Below are 25,090 nucleotides of genomic sequence, written 5' to 3'. Positions count from 1 at the left end.
CGTTAGACGAAACTGACATCAGTTTCTTTACGTTTTTTGTAGTGAGTCACGGCGATAGCCACCATGATCACGCCGCCCACCACGATGTTCATGAAGTAGTTGGAGACGCCAATCAGGTTGAGGCCGTTCTTCAGGATGGCGATAAGAAAGACACCCATCAGCGTGCCGCTCACCGTGCCTTTGCCGCCCATCAGGCTGGCACCGCCCAGCACCGTGGCGGCCAGCACATCCAGCTCGCCGCCGACCAGCGCATTTGGCACCACTTCGCCCATGCGATAGACCTGCACCAAGCCGCCGATCGCCGCCATGGCACCCAGCCAGCCATAGGCGAAGACATGAATCAGACCGACGCGAATACCGATGCGGCGCGCCGATTCCGCATCGCCGCCCACCGCATACAGTTGGCGACCGAGATTGGTTTTGTTCAGCAGCAGCGCGGTGAGTCCGGCAATCACCAGCATGGTCACCAGCGGCAAGCCAATCTGGAAGCTGTTGCCTTGCCAGGTGAATGGCAGCACGCTGCGCAGCGTGATCCACCAGTCCGGCAGCGAATAGAGGCTTTTGCCGCCGGTTACCCACATCAACAGGCCAAACAGCAGCGACTGCATGCTGATGGTGATGATGATTGAGACGACTCGCAGCGTGGTGATCAGCAGGGCGTTGATCACGCCAAACAGCGTGCCGCACACCACCGCCAGCAGGATGCTGAGCAGGGCGTTATCAAACTGGAACTGCACAAACAGCGAGGCGATCAGGTATTGCACCACCGACGCCACCGCAGCAAAGGAGATATCGATGCCGCCGGTCACCAGCACCACAAACAGGCCGAGGGCAAAGATGCCGGTCACGGCGTAGCTTTCTGCCAGATCCAGCAGGTTTTGCACCGTCAGGAACTGATCGCTGGCGGCAGAGAAAAACACAATGAACGCCAGCAAAACCCAGGCCAGCCAGCCCTGGCTGGAGCTCGGACGTAAACGAGAAAAATCAGGCATTGATCACCTCCGCCAGCTGCTGTTGCTCAACGGTATCGGGTTGGTATTCGGCATGAACGGTGCCATCACGGAAGTGCAGGATGCGGTCGCAGTTGTACCAAACCTCCGGCACTTCGTCGGAAATCAGGATGATCGACAAACCCTCTTTCGCCAGCAGATGAATCAGCTGATAGATGCTGGCTTTAGCGCCGACATCCACGCCAACGGTGGGCGAATCGAGGATCAGGATGCGCGGCTGGGTCAGCACCCATTTCGCCAGCACGATTTTCTGCTGGTTGCCGCCGGAGAGCGTGGAGATGGCCAGATTGGGATCGGCAACACGCACGCCAAGCTGCTGAATCCACTGCAGGATCAGCTTGTTCTTGCGGTATTCATCAATCAGGTGGAAACGGTTTTGCAGCTTGTCGAGAATCGGCAGCACCATGTTGTCGGCCACCGATTGTTGCTGCACCAAACCCAGGGTTAAGCGATCTTCGGAGACGTAGCCGATGCCGGCTTTGATCGCATCTTCGTGCCCACGGAAGCGCACCGGTTTGCTGTCGAGCCAGATCTTGCCGCTGTCGGGTTTGGTCATGCCAAACAGCGACAGCGCCAGTTCGGTGCGGCCCGAGCCCAGCAGGCCGCACAGGCCCAGCACTTCGCCCTGATAGAGTTTGAAATTAACGTCATTGTATTGTCCGGCGCGCGTCAGTTTTTCGACTTCGAGGATCAGGCGATCGTCATGGCGCGTCGGCGTTTTCAGCTGATAGTCGAGCTTCAGGCCGGTCATCAGTTCGGTCAGATGGTGCGGCGTCATCGCTTTTGCGGGCCAGCAGCCCATTTTGCGGCCGTCGCGGATCACCGTCACGCGATCTGAGATCTCCAGCACCTCATCCAGTCGATGGCTGACAAACACCACGCAGATGTTTTTGTCTTTCAGGTAACGCACGGTGCGCAGCAGCTGATTCACTTCGGTGCGCGTCAGCGACGCCGTCGGCTCATCCATGATCACCAGCCGCGCATCGGCGACCAGCGCGCGGCAGATCGCCACCTGCTGACGCTGCGCAATCGACAGCGACGCCACTTTCTCATCGAGATCGAGTTCAAACTTCAGTTCATCAATGATGCGCTGCGCGGTTTCACGCAGTTTGGCTTTGCGATGCCAGCCGAGCAGGCTATTCAGGTTGTGCTCGAATGCGATGTTTTCCGCCACGCTAAGGTTGGGGAACAGCGACAGATCCTGATAAATCACCTGGATACCGAAGTCACGCGCCTGGCGAGTGGTCAGACGCGGAAAGCTCGGGCCTTCGCCCAGCGTGATGCGGCTGCCGCTATCCGGGGCGTGCACCCCGGAAATGACTTTGATTAAGGTGCTCTTGCCACAGCCGTTGGTGCCAGCGAGACAGTGCACTTCGCCAGCCAGTAAGGTCAGCGAGATATCGCTCAGTGCGCGGTTGCCACCAAATGTTTTCGACAGGTTGTCGAGCGCAATCAGCGTCTGTGGGATCACCTCATTCATTATTACAGCCCCATTTTCACCAGTTTTGGCAGGTTCTCTTTGTCCAGGCTTTCGGTGTTGTTGCCGAGGATGGTGTGGGTCGCCTCGTCAACTTTCACTTTGCCCAAACCCTCGATGGTCATTCCGTCGGTGATTGGCTCTTTCTTCTGCATCATGTCGGCGATACGTACGAACACTTCGCCTGCGGTTTGTGGATTCCAGATGTAGCCGCCTTTGATCGCGCCACGCTGCACCAGCGATGCGCCCTGGCCAGGACTAAAGGCGCCAATTACGCAGACCTGATCGATCTTGTTACGGTTCATCACCGCGCGACCGGCGCCAATCGGACCTTGTGAACCAAAGGCCATAATTCCTTTCAAATCCGGATACTTGGACATCAGTTCGTTAGTGGTGCGAATCGAGTCATCCAGCGATTCGCCGACGCCAAACTTGTCGGTGACCATCTGCATCTTCGGATAGTGTTCTTTCTGATAATTCAGCGCGGCGTCGGTCCACTGCTGGTGCAATGGCACGGTCAGGCTGCCGACGTACATGGCGTATTTGCCCTCTCCATGCATGCATTTCGCCAGCGCTTTCATATGGTTGATGCCGTGCGTCGGCGCATCCACCAGTTCGAAGTCCCAGTTAGCGCCTTTCTGATCCGGCGATTCGTGGGTGATCACTTCAATGCCAGCATCACGGGCGCGCTTCAGCACCGGTTCCAGCACTTTCGGGTCATTCGGCACCACGCCAATGATGTCGACCTTCTGGGCAATCAAATCTTCGATAGCGCGCACCTGCAGAGCCGGATCGGCCGCCGTTGGTCCCACCATCCACGCGTCAATGCCGCGTTTCGCTGCTTCACTCTTGATGCCCGCTTCCATGGCGTTGAACCACGGAATACCGCCAATTTTCACCACGATGCCCATGCGTAATTTGTCAGCAGCCTGCGCGCCGGAGGCGGCAAACAGGGCGAGCAGAGAACAGGCGATAAGATGTTTTTTCATAAAGACTCCGATTTAATTTTTTATTAGCTGCATAGAATGGCTGCGCTGGGAGCAATCAATAATATTGACGCCGTTCCACGCTAATTCTTGTTCCAGCTCTTTGTCTTTTAATTGGTCAGTAATGAGAAAGTCCACATCGCGATAATGACAAATACGCGCGAATGAGGGCCGCAGGAATTTACTTCCGTCCAGCAGCAGATGTTTTCTTTCCGCTGCTAATAACATTTGCTGTTTTAAATGTGCGTTGTTTTCGTTACCTTCACGTAAATAACCGTCATTGCCTAAACTGCTACAGGAGAAAAAGATCTTATTGATCTGAAATTCCCTGAGCGGTTGCTCGGCGACGACGCCGTGGAAATCTTCATAACGGTCAGAATATTCTCCCCCCAGACAGATGGTGCGGATGCTGCCGCGCGCCGCAAGGGTTTGCACAATCCTGATGGAATTGGTTAATACCGTTAATTCAATATCCGGCAGCTGTCGCGCTAAATACCAGCAAGTGGTGCTGCTATCGAGTAATATACAATCGCCGGGGCTAATGAAATCGAGTGCGCGTTTGGCAATAGCCATTTTTGCATCAACATGTTCATTGACTCTCTGGCGGAAAGATAATTCATACTCGTTAACACCTCGCGTATTTCCCTGAATGTTGGCGGCCTGTCGTTTTGCTGGTACCGCACCACCGTGACTGCGTTGTAACAGACCACGTTTCTCCAGCTGCGTTAAATCACGCCGAATAGTTTCTTGTGAAACCTGACATAACGTGACTAATTCAGCGACAATGACCCGACCATTTAAATTTAATTCGTCAATAATTCGCTGCTGTCTTTCAATCGGCAACATAACTAACCTCCGATGGCTATAAATTACTGGATAGCGCATTTGGAAAGTGTGGGCTGCGCACGAGTCCACAGTCACCAAAACGCCTTAGCTGATTAGAGTGATCTGGATCTTTCTTATATGTAAATGAGATGTCTGGTTATCAAAATTAAGTGATATGTCTCACTTAAATAAGCCTAATGGCGCGAAATCCGCGTTCTACGCGCGTTGCAAATCCAAAACATGGATTTAACCTAACATGACCGCTTATGACCGTTTGTGTGTATTTGACCGTTTTGTGATGAGTTAACAAGAGTCCGACGAATCCGATTGAGCAGTAATCGGTCAAAACGGATGATGAGCGCTTGCCCCATCCAGTACCCGTTCGCCACAGGTGACGGCTTTTTCAGCGGTTAACCTCGCTTTTAGGGCCGGCTCACAGTTTAGGCCTGCTGACAGCGTTCCCGTTGCGCTATTATTTTCTTTCCAGGAATTTGGGGACCGATTTTTTGATGTCGTATTGGATGAAGTTACTGCTTTTATTGCCCTTTCTTTTTGTCGCGTGCGTTCAGGCTCAGCCACTGCAAAAGTCATTTTCCGACTGGCAACTGACCTGTAACAACGCGGCTTTTTGCGTGGCACGCAGTTTTCCCGGTGACAACGGCTTAGTAATGACGCTCTCACGTCATGCTGGCGTCAACGATCGTCCCTTGCTGCGTATTGATTACGGCAGCGCCTACAGCGGTGAGCTGCCGGGCGGCCCGCTCAAGGATAACCTGCTACTCGATCAACGCCGTCTCACACCAGACCTTAAACACTGGACGGTGGAACCGCATCATCTGGCGACCAGTAATGCTATCGCCATCGACGAGTTTCTGGCGCAGACGCTGGATGCGCAAAATCTGCAGCTGACCTATAAAGCCAACGCCACCATTCCGCTCAGCGGTATGAAGGCGGCATTACTGTTGATGGATGACGTGCAGGGCCGCGTCAACGGTGCCAGCGCCTGGGTGAAGCGTGGCGACCGCGTGCAGTGGGATGTACCGCCGCAGCCAGCGTTGCCGGCGTTACCTTCGCCATTACCGCCGCCGCCGCCGCTGACGCAGGAAGAGACCAGCGGTTTAATTGATTTTGGTACCTGGCGGGTGAATACCGATAACTGCTCGCTCGATCCACTGCGGCGTGAAGTGAGCGTGTCGCCGCTGACCGACAGCAAAGCGCTGCTGCTGATCAGCTGCGAAACCGGTGCGTATAACGTGATCGATCTGGCCTTTGAAGTGACGCGCACGCAGCCTTATGTGTCGCGCGGTCTGAGCTTAACGCTGCCGTTTACGCCGCCGTCACGCGGAGATAATCAGCTGGAGTTGGTGAACGCGGAATTTGATGCCAGCCATGGATTGCTCTACACCTTCAGTAAAGGACGTGGTTTGGGGGATTGCGGCGTGGCAACGCGCTGGCAGTATGACGGCAACGAGTTTGTGCTGGCGGAGTATGCGGAAGAGAAGACCTGCGATGCGTGGCACAGCAGTGAGGATTGGCCAACACTCTGGGTCACTGAATCGCAAAATCCGGCGCAGTCGCGTTAATACCACGTGCAGCATTAAATCATTGCACATTCCGTAGCGGCGCGATTTATCGCGCAATGAATTGCGCCGCTACAGCCTGCACCACAACCCAGTTAGCGGATGGCTTGCACCGTCATCGGTGAACCCGACTGATTGCCCACCAGCTCGGTCAGCATATTATTCACGCCATCGCTCATCGGGGTGAAACGCGTTAACGGCGAGCGAGTCACCACCACAAACACGCCGACGTTGTGCTGCGGCACCATCGCCATATAGGTAATGAAGCCGCCGCCACCGCCGGTTTTCTGAATAATCCCCGGACGACCTTCCTTCGGCCCCATATAGACCCAACCCATGCCCAGCGCATCGGCGCGGCCCGGCACATCCATGCCTTCCACTTTGGTTAGCTGGTCACGACGATAAATCAGCGTTTGCAGGCGATCAATTTGCGGCGTGCGGTGATTCACCGCCGAGTTAAGGAACTGCTGCATCCAGCGGCCCATATCGTCTGGCGTTGAGTAAACGCCGCCGCTGCCGATGGCCGCCAGCGTGTTGTTACACGGACTGGCACCTTTCTCGGCAATCATCAGACGCTGACACTGATCCGGTGACGGCGTAAAGGTGGTGTCTTTCATGCCCAGCGGACGCGTTATCAACTGCTGGAACAGTGCTGGATAGGGCATGCCCGCCGCTTTGGCGAGCGCATCGCTCAGCAGATCAAAGCCCAGGTTTGAATAGGCGGCATTGGTGCCTGGCGCGGCCTTTAATGCCGCTCCGCTCAGCCACTGCCAGCGATCGGACTTGGTCGGCCAGACAAACACCGGACGATGCGGTTTACCGCCGGGCTGCTCGCGCGGCAGGCCGCTGGTGTGGGTGGAGAGGTTAATCAGGCGAATCGGCTGGCCGTTATAGCTTGGCACGCGCGCGCCAGGCGGCGCGTATTTGCTCAGCGGATCGTCAAGACGCAGTTGACCGCGTTCGGCCATCTTCACCATCACTTCGCTGGTCATCAGCTTGCTGAGCGAGGCAATACGAATCACCGAATCGGGCTGCGGACGCACGTTGTTGCCGGGGCGCGTATCACCAAAGCTGGCGAAAACCCGCTGATTGCCATCAATCGCCACCAGCGCCATGCCGGTTGCGCCGCTGCCATAGAAAATGTGCTCGGCGTAGCGATCAACAATTTGCGATGCCAACAGCGGATCGGGCGACGACTGCGCCATGCTTTTTAATGGAAGCACTGTAACCATTAAGGCCAGTAAAAAAGGAGTACGTTTTTTCAACGGGAAAGCGTCCGCTATAAGAATCGGAGGAAAGCTTATAGTAATCAGTTTGCGCGAGGCGTGAAGGGGGCAGGGCGGATTTTTTTCTGTTTCAGGCTGTGATCAAAAAATGGCCCTTACGCCAAAATGACGCAGGGCCAGATCGATTAGTGCGGCTTGAGTAAAGCTTCAGTATGGCTGACGATGTTCTCGACGGTGAAACCGAATTCCGGGAACAGTTTGCCGGCGGGGGCTGACTCACCAAAGGTGGTCATACCGACAATCGCGCCATCCAGACCAACATACTTGTACCAGTAATCAGCAATACCGGCTTCGACCGCCACGCGCGCTTTCACGCCGGATGGCAGCACCGATTCGCGATACGCAACGTCCTGCTTATCAAACACGTCGGTGCTCGGCAGCGAAACCACGCGAATCTTGTGGCCAGCAGCGGTGAGTTTATCTGCCGCGCCCAGCGCGATTTCAATCTCCGAACCGGTGGCGATGATGATCGCATCCGGCGTGCCGTTGCTGTCCTGCAGCACATAGCCACCGCGCGCAATATTCGCCACCTGCTCTTTGCTACGCTCTGGCTGCAGCAGGTTCTGACGCGACAGGATCAGCGCGGTTGGCCCATGATGGCGCTCAACGGCGGCTTGCCACGCCACGGCGGTTTCCACCTGATCGCACGGACGCCACACACTCATGTTTGGCGTAACGCGCAGGCTGGCAATCTGCTCAACTGGCTGGTGTGTCGGACCATCTTCGCCGAGGCCGATGGAGTCATGCGTATAGACCAGCACCTGACGCGCCTTCATCAGCGCCGCCATGCGCACCGCATTACGCGCGTACTCGACGAACATCAGGAAGGTAGCGGTGTATGGCACGAAGCCGCCGTGATGCGCGATGCCGTTGCCGATCGCCGTCATACCAAATTCACGTACGCCGTAGTGAATGTAGTTACCGGCAGTATCCTCTTTGATCGATTTTGAGCCCGACCAGATGGTGAGGTTACTGGGTGCCAGATCCGCTGAGCCGCCGAGGAATTCCGGCAGCAGCTTGCCAAACACTTCCAGCGTATTTTGTGAGGCTTTACGGCTGGCGATTTTCTGTGGATTAGCCTGCAGCTCTTCAACAAACTTCTGCACTTCGCTACTCCAGTTAGCCGGCATTTCACCGCTCAGACGACGGGTAAACTCCTGCGCCAACTCGGGGTGTGCCTCTTTATAAGCGGCAAACTTATCATCCCAGGATTTCTCGCGCTGCGCGCCCGCTTCTTTGGCATCCCACTGCTGATAAATCTCTTTCGGGATCTCAAACGGCGGATAGTGCCAGCCCAGTTTCTGCCGCGTCAACGCCACTTCTTCTTCGCCCAGCGCCGCGCCGTGCGACTCCTCTTTACCGGCTTTGTTCGGCGAGCCGAAACCGATAGTGGTGCGACAGATAATCAGTGACGGCTTGTCGGTAACGCTTTGCGCCTCTTTAATCGCCGCAGCGATCGCTGCCGAATCGTGGCCGTCGATACCTTCTGCGCTACCGATGACGTGCCAGTTGTAGGCTTCGAAACGTTTGTGCGTGTCGTCGGTGAACCAGCCTTCGGTTTCACCATCGATGGAGATGCCGTTGTGATCGTAGAAGCCAATCAGTTTGCCGAGGCCGAGCGTGCCGGCCAGCGAGCTCACTTCGTGCGAGATGCCTTCCATCAAACAGCCATCGCCCATAAACACGTAGGTGTGGTGATCGACGATGTCGTGACCGGGACGGTTAAACTGCGCCGCCAGCGTGCGTTCGGCAATCGCTAAACCTACCGCGTTGGCCAGGCCCTGGCCGAGCGGACCGGTGGTGGTTTCCACGCCTGGCGTGTAACCGAGTTCGGGATGCCCCGGCGTTTTAGAGTGCAGCTGACGGAAGTTTTTCAACTCTTCCATCGGCAGGTCGTAGCCGGTGAGATGCAGCAGGCTGTAGAGCAGCATCGAGCCGTGACCGTTGGAAAGAATAAAGCGGTCACGATCGGCCCACGCCGGATTGTTGGGATTGTGTTTCAACACATCGCGCCATAACACTTCGGCGATATCTGCCATGCCCATCGGCATACCTGGGTGCCCGGAATTTGCTTTTTGTACCGCATCCATGCTGAGTGCACGAATTGCGTTAGCCAACTCTCTGCGTGAAGACATAAGGTTCTCCCTTGTGATTTGGCGATAGCGGATGAGCAAATGCCCATCCGCCATAAGAGTGAGTGCGGATTACAGACGAGAAGAGAGCACGTCTTCCAGTTTCTGCTGGTCGACGGCGAACTGACGGATGCCGTCTGACAGTTTTTCTACCGCCATCGGATCCTGATTGTGTTCCCAGCGGAATTCCGCTTCAGAAAGTGAAGCCGGCTGATGGAAACCTTCGGTTGATGGCTCCAGCTTACGCTCCAGCGGCGCGTCGCTGTTGGCCAGCTCTTCCAGCAGGTTAGGGGAAATGGTCAAACGGTCACAGCCGGCCAGCGCCTGAATCTGTTCCACTTTGCGGAAGCTGGCGCCCATGATGACGGTGCTGTAACGGTGCTTCTTGTAGTAATCGTAGATACGGCGCACAGATTTCACGCCCGGATCTTCATCAACCACATACGGATCCATCGGTTTGCGGGTATTGTACCAGTCGTAAATACGGCCAACAAATGGCGAGATCAGGAACACACCGGCTTCGGCACAGGCACGCGCCTGAGCGAAGGAGAACAGCAGCGTCAGGTTGCACTGAATGCCGTTTTTCTCCAGCTCCTCGGCGGCTTTGATGCCTTCCCAGGTTGACGCCAGTTTGATCAGAATGCGTGAGCGGTCGATGCCGTGCTCTTCATACAGACGCACCAGCTTCTCGGCTTTGGTGACACACATGCCACGATCGAAGGAGAGGCGCGCATCCACTTCGGTCGAAACACGGCCCGGTATGCTTTTCAGAATTTCCATACCGAGGTTGATCGCCACTTTGTCGCTGGCGTTGATGATTTGCGTCTCTTTGCTGCCGCCCTGTTTTTTCGCGTAGTCGATGGCGTCATCAATCAGATGTTTATAACCCTCAAGACCGGCGGCTTTCAGAATCAATGAGGGGTTGGTGGTCGCGTCTTCTGGATTGTAATGGCGAATGGATTCGATATCGCCGCTGTCCGCCACCACGGTGGTGTATTGTTTCAATGCATCTAGCTGGTTCATCACTTAACTCCTTGATTAGCAATAATGTGGGCAAAGGTGTTGCACCCATTCCTGTTAAGTATTGGTCCAACACAGTGCTACAGACGTTACACGAAGAAAATGCGTTTTCTCTGATTGTGGCGTCGTGGCGCTTAAGAGGTGCGATAGTGAAAGGAGGACTGGCCTAAACGGTTCAGCTACGCTTTTTGCCATCAATAAGGATAGCAGGCTGTGCCGATCCCGCAGGCGAAGCGGTGGCAATCCGTGCCTTTCAGTCTGTGCGTTCTTTGAGCGCCTTCACCCTCTTTTGTGCCGCACATTCCTATACTGAATGCCTATTTAGCGATGCCAAAGGATGCCCAATGGACGATCAACTCAAGCAAAGCGCGCTCGATTTTCATCAATTTCCCACGCCCGGAAAAATTCAGGTTTCACCCACCAAACCGTTAGCCACGCAGCGCGATCTGGCGCTGGCCTATTCGCCCGGTGTCGCTGCGCCTTGTCTGGAAATTGCCGCCGATCCGCTGGCGGCGCGCAAATATACCGCGCGTGGCAATCTGGTGGCGGTGATCTCCAACGGCACCGCGGTGCTGGGGCTGGGTAACATTGGCGCGCTGGCGAGTAAGCCGGTGATGGAAGGCAAGGGCGTGCTGTTCAAAAAGTTCGCCGGCATTGACGTGTTTGATATCGAAATCGATGAGCGAGATCCCGATAAGTTGATTGAGGTGATTGCCGCGCTGGAACCCACTTTTGGTGGCATCAATCTGGAAGATATCAAAGCCCCCGAGTGTTTCTATATTGAGCAACAGCTGCGTGAGCGCATGCAGATCCCGGTGTTCCACGACGATCAGCACGGCACGGCGATCATCTGTACCGCGGCGGTGCTCAACGGCTTAACCATCGTTAAAAAAGCCATCAGCGAGGTGCGGCTGGTGGTTTCCGGCGCAGGTGCCTCGGCGATTGCCTGCCTGAATCTGCTGGTGGCGCTCGGCATGCAGCAGCACAACATTGTGGTGTGCGATTCCAAAGGCGTGATCTATCGCGATCGTGAGCCGAATATGACGCCGACCAAAGCGGCCTATGCGGTGGCCGACAGCGGCGCACGCACGCTGGACGAGGTGATTGGCGGCGCGGATATTTTCCTTGGCTGTTCCGGCCCCAAAGCGCTGACGCCGGAGATGGTGCAGAAGATGGCGCAGGATCCGCTGATTCTGGCGCTGGCCAATCCCGAACCGGAAATCATGCCGCCGCTGGCCAAACAGGTGCGGCCCGACGCGATTATCTGCACCGGGCGCTCTGATTTCCCCAATCAGGTGAACAACGTGTTGTGCTTCCCGTTTATCTTCCGTGGCGCGCTGGACGTGGGTGCCACCGCGATCAATGAAGAGATGAAGCTGGCGGCGGTCCATGCGATTGCGGCGCTGGCGCAGGCGGAACAGAGCGATGTGGTGGCGTCGGCGTATGACGATCAGGATCTGAGCTTCGGCCCGGAATACTTGATCCCCAAACCGTTTGATCCGCGTTTAATCGTGCAGATCGCGCCCGCAGTGGCGAAAGCGGCGATGGAATCGGGCGTCGCCACGCGACCGATTGAGGATTTTGATGCTTATCGTGAGCAGCTCACCGAGTTCGTCTATAAAACCAACCTGTTTATGAAGCCGATCTTTTCGCAGGCGCGTAGAGATCCCAAACGCGTGGTGCTGGCCGAAGGCGAAGAGGTGCGCGTGCTGCACGCCACGCAGGAGCTGGTGACGTTAGGGCTGGCGAAGCCGATCCTGATTGGCCGGCCGAATGTCATCGCTATGCGTCTGCAAAAGCAGGGTTTGAAGATCGAGGCGGGCAAAGATTTTGAGATCGTCAATAACGAATCCGATCCACGTTTTAAAGAGTACTGGAATGAGTATTACCAGATCATGAAACGGCGCGGCGTTACGCCGGAAACTGCCCAGCGCGCGGTGATCGGCAATCCCACGCTGATTGGCGCGATCATGGTGCATCGCGGTGAAGCCGATGCGCTGATCTGCGGCACCATCGGCGATTATCAGGAACATTATGATGTGCTGGAGAAAGTGTTTGGGCTGCGAGAGGACGTGAAGGTAGCGGGCGCGATGAATGCGCTGCTATTGCCGAGCGGCAATACCTTTATAGCTGACACCTACGTTAATGAAGATCCCAGCGCGGAACAGCTGGCGGATATCACGCTGCTGGCGGCGGAAACGGTGCGACGCTTCGGCATTGAACCGCGCGTGGCGCTGCTGTCGCACTCCAGCTTTGGCACCTCAAATGCCCCGGGCGCGCGCAAAATGCGCGACGTACTCGCGTTGATTCAGCAACGCGCCCCGGATCTGGAGATTGACGGCGAAATGCACGGTGATGCGGCGCTGGTCGAGAGCATTCGCCGTGAACTGATGCCGGACAGCCCGCTGAAAGGCACTGCGAATTTGCTGATTATGCCGAACGTCGAAGCGGCGCGTATCAGCTATAACCTGCTGCGCGTCTCCTGCTCCGAAGGTGTCACGGTGGGCCCGGTGTTGATGGGGATCAGCAAGCCGGTGCATGTGTTGACGCGTATCGCCTCGGTGCGGCGCATCGTGAATATGGTGGCGTTAGCGGTGGTGGAGGCGCAGACCGAGCCGTTGTAACGACTTGATTGGCGAATGTGTTGCGCCGCAATGAAATTCTGCACACCTTGTCGCGGCGCAATTCATTGCGCGATAAATCGCGCCGCTACGGGGTGTCCGGTTTGTTAATTATGTAGCTTCAACCAATCTTTGACTGGCAGGAAATCGCGGTACAAGGCGGCTTCGGGGGAATCGGCTTCTGGCTGATAATCGTATTCCCAGCGCACCAGCGGTGGCATCGACATCAAAATGGATTCGGTGCGGCCGCCGGTTTGCAGCCCAAACAGCGTGCCGCGATCCCACACCAGATTGAACTCGACGTAGCGACCACGACGATAGAGCTGGAACTGGCGCTCGCGATCGCCCCACGGCAGCGCTTTGCGCCTGGCCACAATCGGCAGGTAGGCGTTGGCGAAACCGTTGCCGACTGCCTGCATGAAATCGAAGCAGTAATCGAAATCGGGCGTGTTCAGGTCGTCATAAAACAGGCCGCCGATGCCGCGCTGCTCGTCGCGATGCTTGAGGTAGAAGTAATCGTCGCACCACTTTTTGTAGCGCGGATAAACCTCCTCACCAAACGGCTGGCACAGATCGTGTGCGGTTTGATGCCAGTGCAGCGCATCCTGTTCGAAGCCGTAATAGGGCGTGAGATCGAAACCACCGCCAAACCACCACACCGGATCGGCACCCGGTTTTTCCGCAATAAAGAAGCGCACATTGGCGTGGCTGGTGGGCACGTAAGGATTGGATGGATGCACCACCAGCGATACGCCCATCGCTTCAAAGCTGCGCCCGGCCAGTTCAGGACGATGCGCGGTGGCGGACGCGGGCATTTGATCGCCGTGCACGTGCGAGAAGTTAACGCCGGCTTGTTCAAACACCGCGCCATCACGCAATACGCGACTGCGTCCGCCGCCGCCGCCGGGACGTTGCCACTCATCTTCGGCAAAGCTCGCCTTGCCATCTTCCGCCGCTAATTGGGCGCAAATATCATCTTGCAGCGCCAGCAAAAAGGCTTTGACGCGGGAAATATCGGGATTGCTCATCAGTCACTCGTTCCGGAAATTTGCCGCGATTCTACCACAGGATGAAGGCTATGCTTCGCGACGATCGACCTCATCGAAGTAGCGAGTGATGCCGTCGGCAATGGCGCTGGCAATTTTCTGGCGGAACGCCTGCGTGCCAAGCAGCTGCTCTTCACGCGGATTGGTAATGAAGGAGGTTTCCACCAGCACCGAAGGAATCGACGGCGATTTCAGCACCGCAAATGCAGCCTGTTCGGTGTGCTGGCTGTGCAGATGATGCACCGGGCGAATCTGGTCGAGGACGTGTTTACCCAGCGTCAGGCTGTTGCGAATGGTATCGGTCTGCACCAGATCGAACAGAATCTGGTTGAGGTAATGATCTTTATCCTGCACCTCAGCACCGCCCACTTTGTCTGCATCGTTTTCACGCTGCGAAAGGTATCGCGCCATCGCGCTGCTGGCACCGCGATTGGAAAGGGCAAACACCGATGCGCCGTTAGCATCCGGGCTGGTGTAGCCATCGGCGTGAATCGACATAAACAGGTTAGCGCCGTGCTGGTGGGCGATTTCGACGCGCTGATAGAGCGGAATAAAGTGGTCGCTGTCGCGCGTCAGGCGCACTTCGATGCGTGGATGCGATTGCAACAGCGTCTTCACGGTATTGGCGATCGCCAGCACAATGTGTTTCTCTTCCGAACCCTCTTCGCCGACGGCGCCGGAATCGATGCCGCCGTGGCCGGGATCGATCATCACGATGCGTTTGCCGTTGCTGGCGGGTTTCGGTGGCGTATGACGCGGACTGACGCGCAAATCGCTGTTCTGTTCTTTGGCCTGCACCGCACGCGGTGACAACACCGCCAGCGCTAAACCGGAAAGTATCAGTTGGCGACGATTGGTAAGGCGCTTAAGCAGTGAAATCTTCTTCATTTACGGGTCCATGGCAGGTAAATCCTGCCCAGTGTTATAGCGTAACAATAGCCAGGCAGCGACCTCGCAACTATTTCAAGTGTTTACTTTCTATTGCAACAGACTAACAGCGATGTCGCGTTTTTTTGCTCCGTTGTCACGCGTGAGGGTTGCGCCTGGCAAAGAATGCGTGATAATCAGCGAATTGTGCCTAACAGCAGGGTAACGTCGATGGAAATCCGTTCTTTCCGCCAGGAAGATTTTGAAGAAGTGATCACGCTCTGGGAGCGTTGCGATTTGTTACGCCCATGGAACGATCCGGAGCTGGACATTGAACGCAAAATGAACCACGACGCGGAACTGTTTCTGGTCGCGGAAGTCGGTGGCGAAGTGGTCGGTACGGTGATGGGCGGCTACGACGGCCATCGCGGCTCCGTCTACTATCTGGCGGTGCATCCTGATTATCAGGGCCGTGGCTTTGCCAATGCGTTGATGAATCGTCTTGAGAAGAAGCTGATTGCGCGCGGTTGCCCAAAAATCAATTTGATGGTGCGCGAAGAGAACGATCAGGTGGTGGCGTTTTACGAAAAGCTCGAATACGAGCCGGTGGACTCGCTGCTGCTGGGCAAGCGTTTGATTGAAGATCGCGAGTATTGAGGGTCGGTTTGAAATACCTTCCCGAAGAGTACGATGCGAAAGGGCAGCTGCGGCTGCCGTTTCTTTTCTGGCTGATCCTGTTATTGCAGGCGCGCACCTGGCTGCTGTTGGTGATGGCGGGCGCATCACGCCAGCAGGGCAATGATTTGCTGGCGCTGTTCTATCCCGACCGCCAAAGCTTCTGGCTGGGGCTGGGGTTAGGCATTCCGGCGTCTATCGGCTTATTGCTGACCGGCTATCGCCAGCGCTGGCCGCGCTTGTGGCAAAGCTGGCGTCATGTGTTGAGCGCATCGCTACTTGTCAGCCTGCTGTGGCAGGGTTCCAGCCTGCTGCAAGGCGCCTTTCCCGACTCGCCGCTGCCGCTGTTATTGACGCTATTTGACCTGCTGGCGTTGTTCTGGCTGCAAACGCAACCTCGCCTGCGCGACTGCTTTCTGCCGGAACATCAGCAGGTCGAATAAACTTTTTGCCGGTTTGTGACTCCAACAGGCACGCCAATCGGCTTAGCAGATCAAGGAGTTTTCATGAAAGTTGTTCGTCACGCACTGCTGGTTAGCAGCATGGTTCTGGCCGGCTGCGCCAGTTCGGGTTCCTCTGGCAGCGCGAGCGATAGCGAAAGCCATTGGTACAATCCGCTTAGCTATCACTGGTCGGCGCTCAATCCACTCGGCTGGTTTGGTGGATCGCTGGAGGTCACCGAGCAAGGCGTTGCGGGCCTGACGAGCACCACCTCAATGTCGGAAGACGCCATCCATAAAGCGCTGAACGGCGATTACAAACTGCGTCAGGGCATGCGCACGCAGAATGGTCAGGTGATGGATTTCTGGCAGGCGCTGGATGGCGACAACGTTAAATTGGTGATTAACGGCAGCAGCAGCGTGGAGCGCATTGAAGTGCAGGATGCCGATGCCAAAGCGGCGGACGGCAGCAAGATCGGCGATCTGTTCAGCGACAAGTTCAGCAAAGCCTTTAATAACTGCAAAATGGTCACCGGTCTTGATGCACGCGATGTTGAGTGCCGTGCGCCGGGCAGCCAGCACATCTCCTACATTTACAGCGGTGAATGGCATGGTCCGGAAGGCTTGATGCCGTCGGACGATACCCTGAAAAGCTGGAAAATCAGCAAGATCGTCTGGCAGCGTTAAACCAGATAAAACTTGCTTAAAAACCCACTCAAAAAGTGTGGCTTTCCGGTATGATGCGGGCGAAAAAATGTCGTCTAATCTTCATGCCGGAGAGCATAGCAATGTCTCAGTTTCAGAGCGGGATCCTGTTGGAGCACCGCCGTTTCGCCATTTGGCTCGAAGCCCGCGTCACGGGCGATCTTGACGCGCTGCGCCAGGGCTGCAAATTCTTCATACAGCAGCTTGAAGCGCTGCAGACGCAATTCAGTGATGCCGGATTGGGCGCGGTGATCGCCTTTGGTGATGCGCTGTGGCGCGATCTGCAAGGCAACGCTTCTGCACCTGAACTCAAAGCTTTCGCCGCGCTTGGTAACGGCATTGCGCCTGCCACGCAGCGCGATTTGCTGATCCATATTCAATCCCAACGACATGACGTGAACTTCGCGCTGGCTCAGGCGGCACTGAGCGCCTTTGCCGCTGCGGTCAATATCGAAGAAGAGACGCACGGTTTCCGCTGGATTGAAAATCGCGATCTGTCGGGCTTCGTCGATGGCACGGAAAATCCGCAGGGTGAAGCGCGCAAGGAGGTAGCGATTATCAGCGCAGGCGCGGATGCGGGCGGCAGCTATGTGTTTACCCAGCGCTGGGAGCACAACCTTAAGCTGTGGAACCGCATGGCGGTGGAGAAACAGGAAGCGATTATTGGCCGTACTAAAGAGACGGATGAAGAGCTGCCGGGCGATCAGCGTCCTGCTACATCGCATCTCAGCCGTGTCGATCTGAAAGAAAAGGGCAAAGGGCTGAAGATTCTGCGCCAGAGCCTGCCATACGGCAGCGCCAGTGGCACGCATGGGCTGTACTTCATCTCTTACTGCCATCGTCTCTACAATATCGAGCAGCAATTGCTGAGCATGTTCGGCGAGCGCGACGGCAAAATGGACGCCATGCTGCGCTTCACCAAACCGGTCAGCGGCAGCTACTTTTTTGCGCCGTCGCTGGATGCTTTGCAAGCGCTGTAACCGCTATGTATTAAGGTCAACCTGGGGCGATTCATCGCGCCGCTACGGATATCAGCCCTTATTTGTCGCGGCGCAATTTAATGCGCAATGAATCGCTTAATGCCGATTTACATTTGCATTCGCCGCATAAACTCTCCCGCCGTCTTATGCCTTTTTAGACTTTTAAATCCCTAAACGATATATAAAACCGTTACAGCTTTCCCCTGAGTTATAAATACACTGACAGCATCTAATGGCATTGGCTTAACTGCCGTCTTTCAGGGTGCAGCATGACACTTCCGATTTCGAAAAAATGGCTTGGCGGTATCGCGCTGTCGTGTGCTTTAGCCGGTGCGGCGCAAGCGACCGAGTTGCTGAATAGCTCTTACGACGTTTCGCGCGAACTGTTCGTTGCCCTTAATGCACCCTTTGAAAAACAGTGGGACGCTGCCCATCCCAATGACAAACTGACCATCAAGCAGTCGCACGCCGGTTCTTCTAAGCAGGCGCTGGCGATTCTGCAAGGGCTGCGCGCCGATGTGGTGACCTACAATCAGGTGACAGATGTGCAGGTGCTGCACGACAAAGGCCAACTGATTCCCGCTGACTGGCAACAACGTCTGCCAAACAGCAGCTCACCGTTTTACTCCACCATGGCGTTTCTGGTGCGTAAAGGTAACCCGAAGCAGATTCACAGCTGGGCCGATCTGGCGCGCGATAACGTGAAGCTGATTTTCCCTAACCCAAAAACCTCGGGTAACGGCCGTTACACTTATCTCGCCGCGTGGGGCGCTGCCGATCAGGCGGATGGCAAAGATAAAGCCAAAACCAGAGCCTTTATGGCGAAGTTCCTCAAGAACGTGGAAGTGTTTGATACCGGCGGTCGCGGTGCGACCACCACCTTTGCCGAGCGCGGTCTGGGCGATGTGTTGATCAGCTTTGAATCGGAAGTGAATAACATCCGTAATCAGTACGGCAAAGACGACTACGAAGTGATCGTGCCAAAAACCAATATTCTGGCGGAGTTCCCGGTGGCGTGGGTCGACAAAAATGTCGAGCACAACGGCACCACCGACGCGGCCAAAGCCTATCTGAATTATCTCTACACGCCTGAAGCGCAGAAAATCATCACCAATTATTATTATCGCGTGAATAACCCGCAGCTGATGGCGGAGCAGAAAGATCGCTTCCCGCAGACAGAACTGTTCAACGTCAAAGACGCCTTTGGCGGCTGGGATAACGTGATGAAAGTCCATTTTGCCAATGACGGTGAGCTGGACAAATTACTGGCAGCGGGGCGCGGTTAATGTTCGCGCTCGCTCAAAAACGTGTTTTGCCGGGCTTTGGACTGAGCCTCGGCACCAGCTTACTCTTCACCTGTCTGATTCTGCTGCTGCCGATCAGCGCGCTGCTGATGCAGCTGTCGCAAATGACGCTGGCGCAATACTGGGCGGTGATTAGCCATCCACAGCTGATCGCCGCCTATAAAGTGACGATTCTGGCGGCGGGCGTGGCCTCGCTGTTCAACGCCGTATTCGGCATGCTGATGGCGTGGATTCTGACGCGTTATCGCTTCCCCGGCCGCACGCTGCTGGATGGTTTGATGGATCTGCCGTTTGCGCTGCCGACTGCGGTGGCAGGTTTAACGCTGGCGGGTCTGTTTTCGGTCAACGGCTGGTACGGTCAGTGGCTGGCGCATTTTGATATTAAAGTCTCTTACACCTGGCTCGGCATCGCTGTGGCGATGGCCTTTACCAGCATTCCGTTTGTGGTGCGTACCGTGCAGCCGGTGCTGGAAGAGTTAGGTCCGGAATATGAAGAAGCCGCGGAAACGCTGGGCGCAACGCGCTGGCAGAGCTTCCGTCGCGTGGTGCTGCCAGAAGTGGCGCCGGCATTGCTGGCCGGCACTGCGCTGTCGTTTACCCGCAGCATCGGTGAGTTTGGCGCGGTAATCTTTATCGCCGGCAACATCGCCTGGAAAACGGAAGTGACCTCGCTGATGATTTTTGTGCGTCTGCAGGAGTTTGATTATCCGGCGGCGAGCGCCATCGCCTCGGTGATCATGGCGGCTTCCTTGCTGCTGCTGTTCGCGATTAACACCTTGCAGAGCCGCTTTGGCCGTCGCTTAGGAGGCCACTGATGGCGGAGATTTCACACATCAACCACGCCGACCGCCAGCCAATCAACTGGGGCAAGTGGCTGCTGATTGGCATCGGTGCGCTGATTTCCATCCTGCTGCTGGTGGTGCCGATGGTTTCCATCTTCTGGGAAACGCTCAACCAGGGTTTGGTTGCCTCGCTGAGTAACCTGAAAGATGGCGACATGCTGCACGCCATCTGGCTGACCCTCTTAGTGGCGCTGATTACCGTACCGGTCAACATGGTGTTCGGTACGCTGCTGGCGTGGCTGGTGACGCGCTTCACCTTTCCCGGCCGCCAGCTGCTGTTGACGCTGTTTGATATCCCGTTTGCGGTGTCGCCGGTGGTTGCCGGGTTGATGTATCTGCTGTTCTGGGGCGTCAACGGTCCTGCCGGTGGCTGGCTGGATGCGCATAATATTCAGATTATGTTCTCCTGGCCGGGCATGGTGCTGGCCACCATCTTCGTTACCTGTCCGTTTGTGGTGCGTGAATTGGTGCCGGTGATGCTGAGCCAGGGCAGTCACGAAGATGAAGCGGCGGTGCTGCTCGGCGCATCCGGCTGGCAGATGTTCCGCCGCGTGACGTTGCCGAATATCCGTTGGGCGCTGATGTACGGCGTGGTGCTGACCAACGCACGTGCGATTGGTGAATTTGGTGCGGTCTCGGTGGTTTCGGGATCGATTCGCGGCGAAACCTATACCTTGCCGCTTCAGGTTGAATTACTGCATCAGGATTACAACACCGTGGGCGCCTTTACTGCCGCCGCGCTGCTGACCCTGATGGCAATCGTAACGCTGTTTCTGAAAAGCGTGGTGCAGTGGCGATTAGAGCATCAGCAGAAGCGCCTACAGGAGGAAAATCATGAGCATTGAGATTAAACAAATCAACAAATCGTTTGACCGCACATCGGTTCTTAACGACATCTCTCTGGATATTCCTTCCGGCAAGATGGTGGGGCTGCTGGGGCCATCCGGTTCTGGTAAAACCACGCTGCTGCGTATCATCGCTGGGCTGGAACATCAGAACAGCGGACAGATCCATTTCAATGGCAAAGACGTCAGCCGCATCCATGCGCGCGATCGTCAGGTGGGCTTTGTGTTCCAGCACTACGCGCTGTTCCGCCACATGACGGTGTTCGACAATATCGCCTTTGGCCTTACCGTTCTGCCACGTCGCGAACGTCCAGGTGCTGCTGAGATCAAACAGCGCGTTACGCGTCTGCTTGAGATGGTACAACTTTCCCATCTGGGCAACCGCTTCCCGGCACAGTTGTCGGGTGGACAGAAGCAGCGTGTAGCGCTGGCGCGTGCACTGGCGGTAGAACCGCAAATTCTGCTGCTGGATGAGCCGTTTGGCGCGTTGGATGCGCAGGTGCGTAAAGAGTTGCGTCGCTGGCTGCGTCAGTTGCATGAAGAGTTGAAATTCACCAGCGTGTTCGTGACCCACGACCAGGAAGAAGCGATGGAAGTGGCGGACACCGTGGTGGTGATGAGCCAGGGCAACATTGAACAGGTTGGTACGCCAGATGACGTATGGCGCGATCCATCGACGCGCTTTGTGCTGGAATTCCTTGGCGAAGTGAATCGCTTTACAGGCGAAGTACACGGCTCGCAGTTCCATGTGGCCGCGCATCGCTGGCCGCTGGGCTACACGCCTGCGCATCAGGGCGAAGTTGAACTGTTCCTGCGTCCGTGGGAAATCGATATTTCACGCCAGAGCAGCCTGGAAACGCCTTTGCCAGTGCAGGTGCTGGAGATCAGCCCGCGCGGCCACTTCTGGCAGTTGGTTGTTCAGCCGAGCGGCTGGCAGGGCGAGGTGTTCTCCGTGGTGTTCGACGGCGATCACCATGCGCCGGTGCGTGGTGAACGCCTGTTCGTTGGCCTGCAACAGGCGCGAATTTACCATGGCACTACGCCGCTGCGCCCGGTTGCCTTTGCCGAGAGCGCCTGATATTTTTGACACTCCTTCGGGCGGGACTTTCCCGCCCGTTTTATTTGCCCCTCTTTCGTCTGGAATTAAACCGTGACCACACTGGAAAATACCATCGGCAATACGCCGTTGATAAAGTTGCAGCGCCTGACGCCTGATAACGGCAGCGAGATCTGGCTAAAGCTGGAAGGCAACAATCCAGCCGGTTCCGTCAAAGACCGTGCGGCCTGGTCGATGATTCATCAGGCGGAGTTGCGCGGTGACATCAAACCGGGCGATACCTTAATTGAAGCCACCAGCGGCAATACCGGCATTGCGCTGGCGATGATCGCCGCGATGAAGGGCTACAAGCTGCGCCTGTTGATGCCCGATAACATGAGCCAGGAGCGCCAGGATGCGATGCGCGCCTACGGCGCTGAATTGCTGCTGGTATCGCGCGAGCAGGGCATGGAAGGGGCACGCGATTTGGCGCAGGCGATGGCCGATCGCGGCGAAGGACGCGTGCTGGATCAGTTCAACAATCCCGATAATCCGCTGGGCCACTATCTCACCACGGGCCCGGAAATCTGGCAGCAAAGCGCTGGCCGCATGACGCATTTTGTCTCCAGCATGGGCACCACCGGCACCATTACCGGCGTTGGGCGTTACCTGAAAGAGTTCGCGCCAGCGGTGCAGATAATTGGCCTGCAGCCACAAGAGGGCAGCAGCATTCCCGGTATACGTCGCTGGCCTGAAGCCTATTTGCCTGGCATCTTCCGTCCGGAGTTAGTGGATGAGGTAATAGATATGGCGCAGCGCGAGGCGGAAGAGACCATGCGCGCGCTGGCGCAGCGTGAAGGGATTTTCTGTGGCGTCAGCTCTGGCGGCGCGGTGGCCGGCGCATTGCGTATCGCCACGGCGCAGCCTGGCAGCGTGGTGGTGGCGATTGTGTGCGATCGCGGCGACCGCTATCTCTCAACCGGCGTTTTCCACTGATCCCACTTTCCCACCGATGATTTGGCCTGCGCGTACTGTGATGGTACGTCCAGGCCATTTTTGTCTATAGTCTTCGTAATATTCGTCTGACGTAAGCAACGTAAGGATCGCGTAAAACCGGCTGCGTTCGTTGTGGACTCAGGACAAAATAGCGGCAATTTACACGAGAGATAACGATGAAAATTCTGCTGGTTGATGATGATGTAGAACTTGGCACCATGTTGAGCCAATACCTGATTGCTGAAGGTTTTGAAACACAACTGGTTTTAACCGGTAGCGCCGGTGTGGAGGGCGCGTTATCGGGCAACTATACCGCAATGATTCTCGACATCATGCTGCCTGATATGAGCGGCATCGATGTGCTGCGCCAGGTGCGGCAGAACAGCCGATTACCGGTAATTATGCTGACGGCGAAAGGCGACAATATTGATCGGGTGATCGGCCTGGAAATGGGTGCGGATGATTACATGCCGAAACCGTGCTATCCGCGTGAACTGGTGGCCCGTCTGCGCGCCGTGCTGCGTCGCTTTGAAGATCAGACTCCGCTGCCGGATAAGAAAGAGCTGCTACGCTGGGGCGATCTCAGCCTCAATCCCGCCACGCGTATCACCGAATGGCAGGGCAAAGCGTTCGATCTGACGGCTTCAGAGTTTAACTTGCTGGATTTGCTGCTGCGTGCGCCGGATCGCGTGGTGTCGAAAGATGAGCTGTCGGAAAAAGGCCTTGGCCGTCCGCGCGAAGCTTACGATCGTAGCGTTGATGTGCATATCAGCAACATCCGTCAAAAGCTGGCTGCCTTAACCGCCGACAGCGTCAACATTGAAACTGTGCGCAGTATTGGTTATCGCATTCGATGAAACACAGCTATCGCGGCCGCATGTTCTGGAAGATTTTGCTGGGCTTCTGGATTGTGTTTGTCATCATCAGCCAACTGTTGTGGCTAGGCTTTACGCTCTCCGGTAATCGACATGAGCCGCCAGAGCTGGTGGCGATTCGGCGTATCGTTAATCTGCAAATGGCGTCAGCGGTTTCAGTACTGGAGCGCGGTGGTCCCAGCTCGCTTGATGACATGATGGCCGACTGGGAACCGAACGATCGGCAATTCTTCTCGGTGATCCAGCACGAAAAACCCGCTGCGACGCCCAACAATGCGCCGCCAGAAAGCATCAACGAACCCTTTCAGGGACCGTTTCCTGATGTGATTGTGCGCTGGGTAAAAGGGCAGGATGGCAAACAGTACGAGCTGCGTTACGACGTTAAAGGTCTGCGCGAAGACAGCTCAATGGGCGGCGGCCGCCCGCGCCGCATCCTGAATATCCCCGAACCGATGTTTACCTTCGCTGGCGCATTGGGGCTGCTGTTTAGCCTGCTGCTGGCGTGGAACCTGACGCGACCAATGCAGCAGCTGCGTGAGGGCTTTGCGCGCGTCTCCAGCGGTGATTTGTCGGTACGGCTCTATCCGGTGATGCGCAAACGCCATGATGAGCTCTCGAACGTTGCGCAGGATTTTGATGCGATGGTCGAGCGCCTCGATACGCTGGTGAAAGCGCGTGAGGAGCTGCTGCATGATATCTCCCACGAGCTGCGTTCACCGCTGGCGCGCTTGCAGCTGGCGACAGGCCTGGCGCGGCAGACGCCGGAATCCGTCGAATCCTCGCTCAATCGCATTGATGAGGAAGCCCGACGCCTCGACAAGATGATTGGCGAGCTGCTGACGCTTTCGCGCGCTGAGCACGAAAGTATGCCTGGGGAACAATATTTCGACCTTACCGGCCTGCTGCATGCGGTGGTGACCGATGTGCGCTACGAAGCGCAGATTCCCGGCGTGATTGTCGATTTTCAGGTGGATGAGAATGCCGATTACACCGTTCACGGCAATGCGGAACTGATTCGTCGTGGTGTGGAGAATGTGCTGCGCAATGCGCTGCGATTCTCGCACAAAGGGCAGCACATCAACGTGCGGCTGCAGGCGGAAAATCAGTGGCTGGCAATTAGCGTGCGCGATCAAGGGCCGGGCGTGGACGATGAGAAGCTTTCGAGCATCTTCGATCCTTTTGTACGGGTTAATTCTCCGCTGATGGGCAAAGGCTACGGTTTGGGGCTATCGATTGTGCGTAAGGTGATTCTGGCGCATCACGGTGAAGTTCAGGCGGTAAATCGCCCGGAAGGTGGTCTGGAGTTAACGTTAAGGTTACCGCGCTGGAAGCAGGAATAAGGCTTAGTGCAGCCGGTCAGGACGACGGGGCAGATCGTAAAGACGGCATAAACCGTCCCTGGGCCTCGGCTCGCGCCTTCCCTGGCGCGAGACGCTTTACTCCTCTGCCCCGTCGTCCCGACCTCTTCCCGCATTGTGCGCGTTGAAAGATGCAAGAGTAGGGCAGACTGAAACAAAAAACGGCACCCTTTGGGTGCCGTTT

Annotated in this window: 22 protein-coding genes; 13 read left to right on the top strand and 9 right to left on the bottom strand. The window is 56.3% G+C overall.

From position 1 onward, the window contains the following. Positions 1-2 precede the first annotated feature (2 nt). From KVT28_RS13595 to KVT28_RS13580, 4 genes are read right to left on the bottom strand one after another with little or no spacing between them, the layout of a single operon-like run. Positions 3-992, bottom strand: a complete 990-nt coding sequence (locus tag KVT28_RS13595; protein WP_101763545.1) for an ABC transporter permease — start codon at positions 990-992, stop codon at positions 3-5. Then, positions 985-2,490: a sugar ABC transporter ATP-binding protein gene (locus tag KVT28_RS13590; protein ID WP_217548945.1), complete on the bottom strand. Its 1,506-nt coding sequence runs from the start codon at positions 2,488-2,490 to the stop codon at positions 985-987. The genes KVT28_RS13595 and KVT28_RS13590 overlap by 8 nt, the downstream gene beginning before the upstream one ends. A gap of 2 nt (positions 2,491-2,492) precedes the next feature. Further along, positions 2,493-3,476 (bottom strand): substrate-binding domain-containing protein, encoded by a 984-nt coding sequence (locus KVT28_RS13585; RefSeq protein WP_217548943.1) that lies wholly within the window; start codon positions 3,474-3,476, stop codon positions 2,493-2,495. Positions 3,477-3,488: 12 nt separating this feature from the next. Then, on the bottom strand, positions 3,489-4,319 hold the full coding sequence (locus KVT28_RS13580) for a DeoR/GlpR family DNA-binding transcription regulator (RefSeq protein ID WP_101763547.1): 831 nt from the start codon (positions 4,317-4,319) through the stop codon (positions 3,489-3,491). A 488-nt stretch (positions 4,320-4,807) separates the two neighbouring features. On the opposite strand from KVT28_RS13580, the gene KVT28_RS13575 reads away from it, so the two are divergent. After that, positions 4,808-5,881, top strand: a complete 1,074-nt coding sequence (locus tag KVT28_RS13575; RefSeq protein ID WP_110866507.1) for a DUF1176 domain-containing protein — start codon at positions 4,808-4,810, stop codon at positions 5,879-5,881. Positions 5,882-5,973: 92 nt separating this feature from the next. Here the strand turns inward: KVT28_RS13575 and ampH are convergent, their stop codons facing one another. The 3 genes from ampH to tal form a co-directional block, all read right to left on the bottom strand. Next, on the bottom strand, positions 5,974-7,143 hold the full coding sequence (gene ampH, locus KVT28_RS13570; RefSeq protein WP_101763549.1) for a D-alanyl-D-alanine-carboxypeptidase/endopeptidase AmpH: 1,170 nt from the start codon (positions 7,141-7,143) through the stop codon (positions 5,974-5,976). A 146-nt stretch (positions 7,144-7,289) separates the two neighbouring features. Next, positions 7,290-9,299 (bottom strand): transketolase, encoded by a 2,010-nt coding sequence (tkt, locus tag KVT28_RS13565; protein ID WP_101763550.1) that lies wholly within the window; start codon positions 9,297-9,299, stop codon positions 7,290-7,292. A 69-nt stretch (positions 9,300-9,368) separates the two neighbouring features. Continuing rightward, the gene (tal, locus tag KVT28_RS13560; protein ID WP_101763551.1) at positions 9,369-10,319 is read right to left on the bottom strand and encodes a transaldolase; all 951 of its coding nucleotides are present in this window, start codon (positions 10,317-10,319) and stop codon (positions 9,369-9,371) included. Between the two features lie 341 nt (positions 10,320-10,660). Between tal and maeB the strand changes: the two genes are divergently transcribed. Next, positions 10,661-12,940: an NADP-dependent oxaloacetate-decarboxylating malate dehydrogenase gene (gene maeB, locus KVT28_RS13555; RefSeq protein WP_217548941.1), complete on the top strand. Its 2,280-nt coding sequence runs from the start codon at positions 10,661-10,663 to the stop codon at positions 12,938-12,940. A gap of 104 nt (positions 12,941-13,044) precedes the next feature. On the opposite strand, the gene hemF is transcribed toward maeB, so the two are convergent. Together hemF and amiA are read right to left on the bottom strand one after the other, a co-directional pair. Then, positions 13,045-13,965 (bottom strand): oxygen-dependent coproporphyrinogen oxidase, encoded by a 921-nt coding sequence (gene hemF / locus KVT28_RS13550; RefSeq protein WP_217548937.1) that lies wholly within the window; start codon positions 13,963-13,965, stop codon positions 13,045-13,047. Positions 13,966-14,013: 48 nt separating this feature from the next. Then, positions 14,014-14,871, bottom strand: a complete 858-nt coding sequence (gene amiA, locus KVT28_RS13545; protein ID WP_217548935.1) for an N-acetylmuramoyl-L-alanine amidase AmiA — start codon at positions 14,869-14,871, stop codon at positions 14,014-14,016. Between the two features lie 210 nt (positions 14,872-15,081). On the opposite strand from amiA, the gene KVT28_RS13540 reads away from it, so the two are divergent. The 11 genes from KVT28_RS13540 to KVT28_RS13490 all read left to right on the top strand — a co-directional run bounded on the left by KVT28_RS13540 (position 15,082) and on the right by KVT28_RS13490 (position 24,888). Further along, positions 15,082-15,507, top strand: a complete 426-nt coding sequence (locus KVT28_RS13540; protein WP_061717913.1) for a GNAT family acetyltransferase — start codon at positions 15,082-15,084, stop codon at positions 15,505-15,507. A gap of 8 nt (positions 15,508-15,515) precedes the next feature. Continuing rightward, a complete protein-coding gene (locus KVT28_RS13535) occupies positions 15,516-15,968 on the top strand; it encodes a DUF2919 domain-containing protein (protein ID WP_254633536.1) in 453 nt (150 codons plus the stop codon). A gap of 63 nt (positions 15,969-16,031) precedes the next feature. Beyond that, the gene (locus KVT28_RS13530) at positions 16,032-16,652 is read left to right on the top strand and encodes an RpoE-regulated lipoprotein (protein WP_101763568.1); all 621 of its coding nucleotides are present in this window, start codon (positions 16,032-16,034) and stop codon (positions 16,650-16,652) included. Between the two features lie 101 nt (positions 16,653-16,753). Next, complete coding sequence (locus tag KVT28_RS13525; protein ID WP_217548930.1) at positions 16,754-17,650, top strand: Dyp-type peroxidase; 897 nt, start codon at positions 16,754-16,756, stop codon at positions 17,648-17,650. 269 nt (positions 17,651-17,919) lie between these two features. Beyond that, positions 17,920-18,936, top strand: coding sequence for a sulfate ABC transporter substrate-binding protein (locus KVT28_RS13520; protein WP_217548928.1), 1,017 nt, complete (start codon positions 17,920-17,922; stop codon positions 18,934-18,936). Beyond that, positions 18,936-19,769 (top strand): sulfate/thiosulfate ABC transporter permease CysT, encoded by an 834-nt coding sequence (gene cysT, locus KVT28_RS13515; RefSeq protein WP_064739484.1) that lies wholly within the window; start codon positions 18,936-18,938, stop codon positions 19,767-19,769. The genes KVT28_RS13520 and cysT overlap by 1 nt, the downstream gene beginning before the upstream one ends. Then, on the top strand, positions 19,769-20,641 hold the full coding sequence (cysW, locus tag KVT28_RS13510; protein ID WP_217548926.1) for a sulfate/thiosulfate ABC transporter permease CysW: 873 nt from the start codon (positions 19,769-19,771) through the stop codon (positions 20,639-20,641). The genes cysT and cysW overlap by 1 nt, the downstream gene beginning before the upstream one ends. Then, the gene (gene cysA / locus KVT28_RS13505) at positions 20,631-21,719 is read left to right on the top strand and encodes a sulfate/thiosulfate ABC transporter ATP-binding protein CysA (RefSeq protein WP_192233086.1); all 1,089 of its coding nucleotides are present in this window, start codon (positions 20,631-20,633) and stop codon (positions 21,717-21,719) included. The genes cysW and cysA overlap by 11 nt, the downstream gene beginning before the upstream one ends. Positions 21,720-21,791: 72 nt before the next feature. Next, a complete protein-coding gene (gene cysM / locus KVT28_RS13500) occupies positions 21,792-22,673 on the top strand; it encodes a cysteine synthase CysM (protein ID WP_110866517.1) in 882 nt (293 codons plus the stop codon). Between the two features lie 176 nt (positions 22,674-22,849). After that, the gene (locus KVT28_RS13495; protein ID WP_008107810.1) at positions 22,850-23,530 is read left to right on the top strand and encodes a response regulator transcription factor; all 681 of its coding nucleotides are present in this window, start codon (positions 22,850-22,852) and stop codon (positions 23,528-23,530) included. Next, positions 23,527-24,888: an ATP-binding protein gene (locus KVT28_RS13490; RefSeq protein ID WP_217548924.1), complete on the top strand. Its 1,362-nt coding sequence runs from the start codon at positions 23,527-23,529 to the stop codon at positions 24,886-24,888. The genes KVT28_RS13495 and KVT28_RS13490 overlap by 4 nt, the downstream gene beginning before the upstream one ends. The last annotated feature ends 202 nt before the right edge of the window (positions 24,889-25,090 follow it).

Source organism: Pantoea sp. GbtcB22 (assembly GCF_019091025.1).
GTDB classification, from domain to species: domain Bacteria; phylum Pseudomonadota; class Gammaproteobacteria; order Enterobacterales; family Enterobacteriaceae; genus Pantoea; species Pantoea leporis.
Note: the sequence above shows the minus strand (reverse complement) of the source record. Positions and strands in the feature narration are given on the sequence as shown.

What these genes read in the sequence shown, in the direction of transcription:
- KVT28_RS13595 (WP_101763545.1), bottom strand. Translation starts at nt 992, where the DNA reads ATGCCTGATTTTTCTCGTTTACGTCCGAGCTCCAGCCAGGGCTGGCTG.
- KVT28_RS13590 (WP_217548945.1), bottom strand. Translation starts at nt 2,490, where the DNA reads ATGAATGAGGTGATCCCACAGACGCTGATTGCGCTCGACAACCTGTCG.
- KVT28_RS13585 (WP_217548943.1), bottom strand. Translation starts at nt 3,476, where the DNA reads ATGAAAAAACATCTTATCGCCTGTTCTCTGCTCGCCCTGTTTGCCGCC.
- KVT28_RS13580 (WP_101763547.1), bottom strand. Translation starts at nt 4,319, where the DNA reads ATGTTGCCGATTGAAAGACAGCAGCGAATTATTGACGAATTAAATTTA.
- KVT28_RS13575 (WP_110866507.1), top strand. Translation starts at nt 4,808, where the DNA reads ATGTCGTATTGGATGAAGTTACTGCTTTTATTGCCCTTTCTTTTTGTC.
- tkt (WP_101763550.1), bottom strand. Translation starts at nt 9,299, where the DNA reads ATGTCTTCACGCAGAGAGTTGGCTAACGCAATTCGTGCACTCAGCATG.
- tal (WP_101763551.1), bottom strand. Translation starts at nt 10,319, where the DNA reads ATGAACCAGCTAGATGCATTGAAACAATACACCACCGTGGTGGCGGAC.
- maeB (WP_217548941.1), top strand. Translation starts at nt 10,661, where the DNA reads ATGGACGATCAACTCAAGCAAAGCGCGCTCGATTTTCATCAATTTCCC.
- hemF (WP_217548937.1), bottom strand. Translation starts at nt 13,965, where the DNA reads ATGAGCAATCCCGATATTTCCCGCGTCAAAGCCTTTTTGCTGGCGCTG.
- amiA (WP_217548935.1), bottom strand. Translation starts at nt 14,871, where the DNA reads ATGAAGAAGATTTCACTGCTTAAGCGCCTTACCAATCGTCGCCAACTG.
- KVT28_RS13540 (WP_061717913.1), top strand. Translation starts at nt 15,082, where the DNA reads ATGGAAATCCGTTCTTTCCGCCAGGAAGATTTTGAAGAAGTGATCACG.
- KVT28_RS13530 (WP_101763568.1), top strand. Translation starts at nt 16,032, where the DNA reads ATGAAAGTTGTTCGTCACGCACTGCTGGTTAGCAGCATGGTTCTGGCC.
- KVT28_RS13525 (WP_217548930.1), top strand. Translation starts at nt 16,754, where the DNA reads ATGTCTCAGTTTCAGAGCGGGATCCTGTTGGAGCACCGCCGTTTCGCC.
- KVT28_RS13520 (WP_217548928.1), top strand. Translation starts at nt 17,920, where the DNA reads ATGACACTTCCGATTTCGAAAAAATGGCTTGGCGGTATCGCGCTGTCG.
- cysT (WP_064739484.1), top strand. Translation starts at nt 18,936, where the DNA reads ATGTTCGCGCTCGCTCAAAAACGTGTTTTGCCGGGCTTTGGACTGAGC.
- cysW (WP_217548926.1), top strand. Translation starts at nt 19,769, where the DNA reads ATGGCGGAGATTTCACACATCAACCACGCCGACCGCCAGCCAATCAAC.
- cysA (WP_192233086.1), top strand. Translation starts at nt 20,631, where the DNA reads ATGAGCATTGAGATTAAACAAATCAACAAATCGTTTGACCGCACATCG.
- KVT28_RS13495 (WP_008107810.1), top strand. Translation starts at nt 22,850, where the DNA reads ATGAAAATTCTGCTGGTTGATGATGATGTAGAACTTGGCACCATGTTG.
- KVT28_RS13490 (WP_217548924.1), top strand. Translation starts at nt 23,527, where the DNA reads ATGAAACACAGCTATCGCGGCCGCATGTTCTGGAAGATTTTGCTGGGC.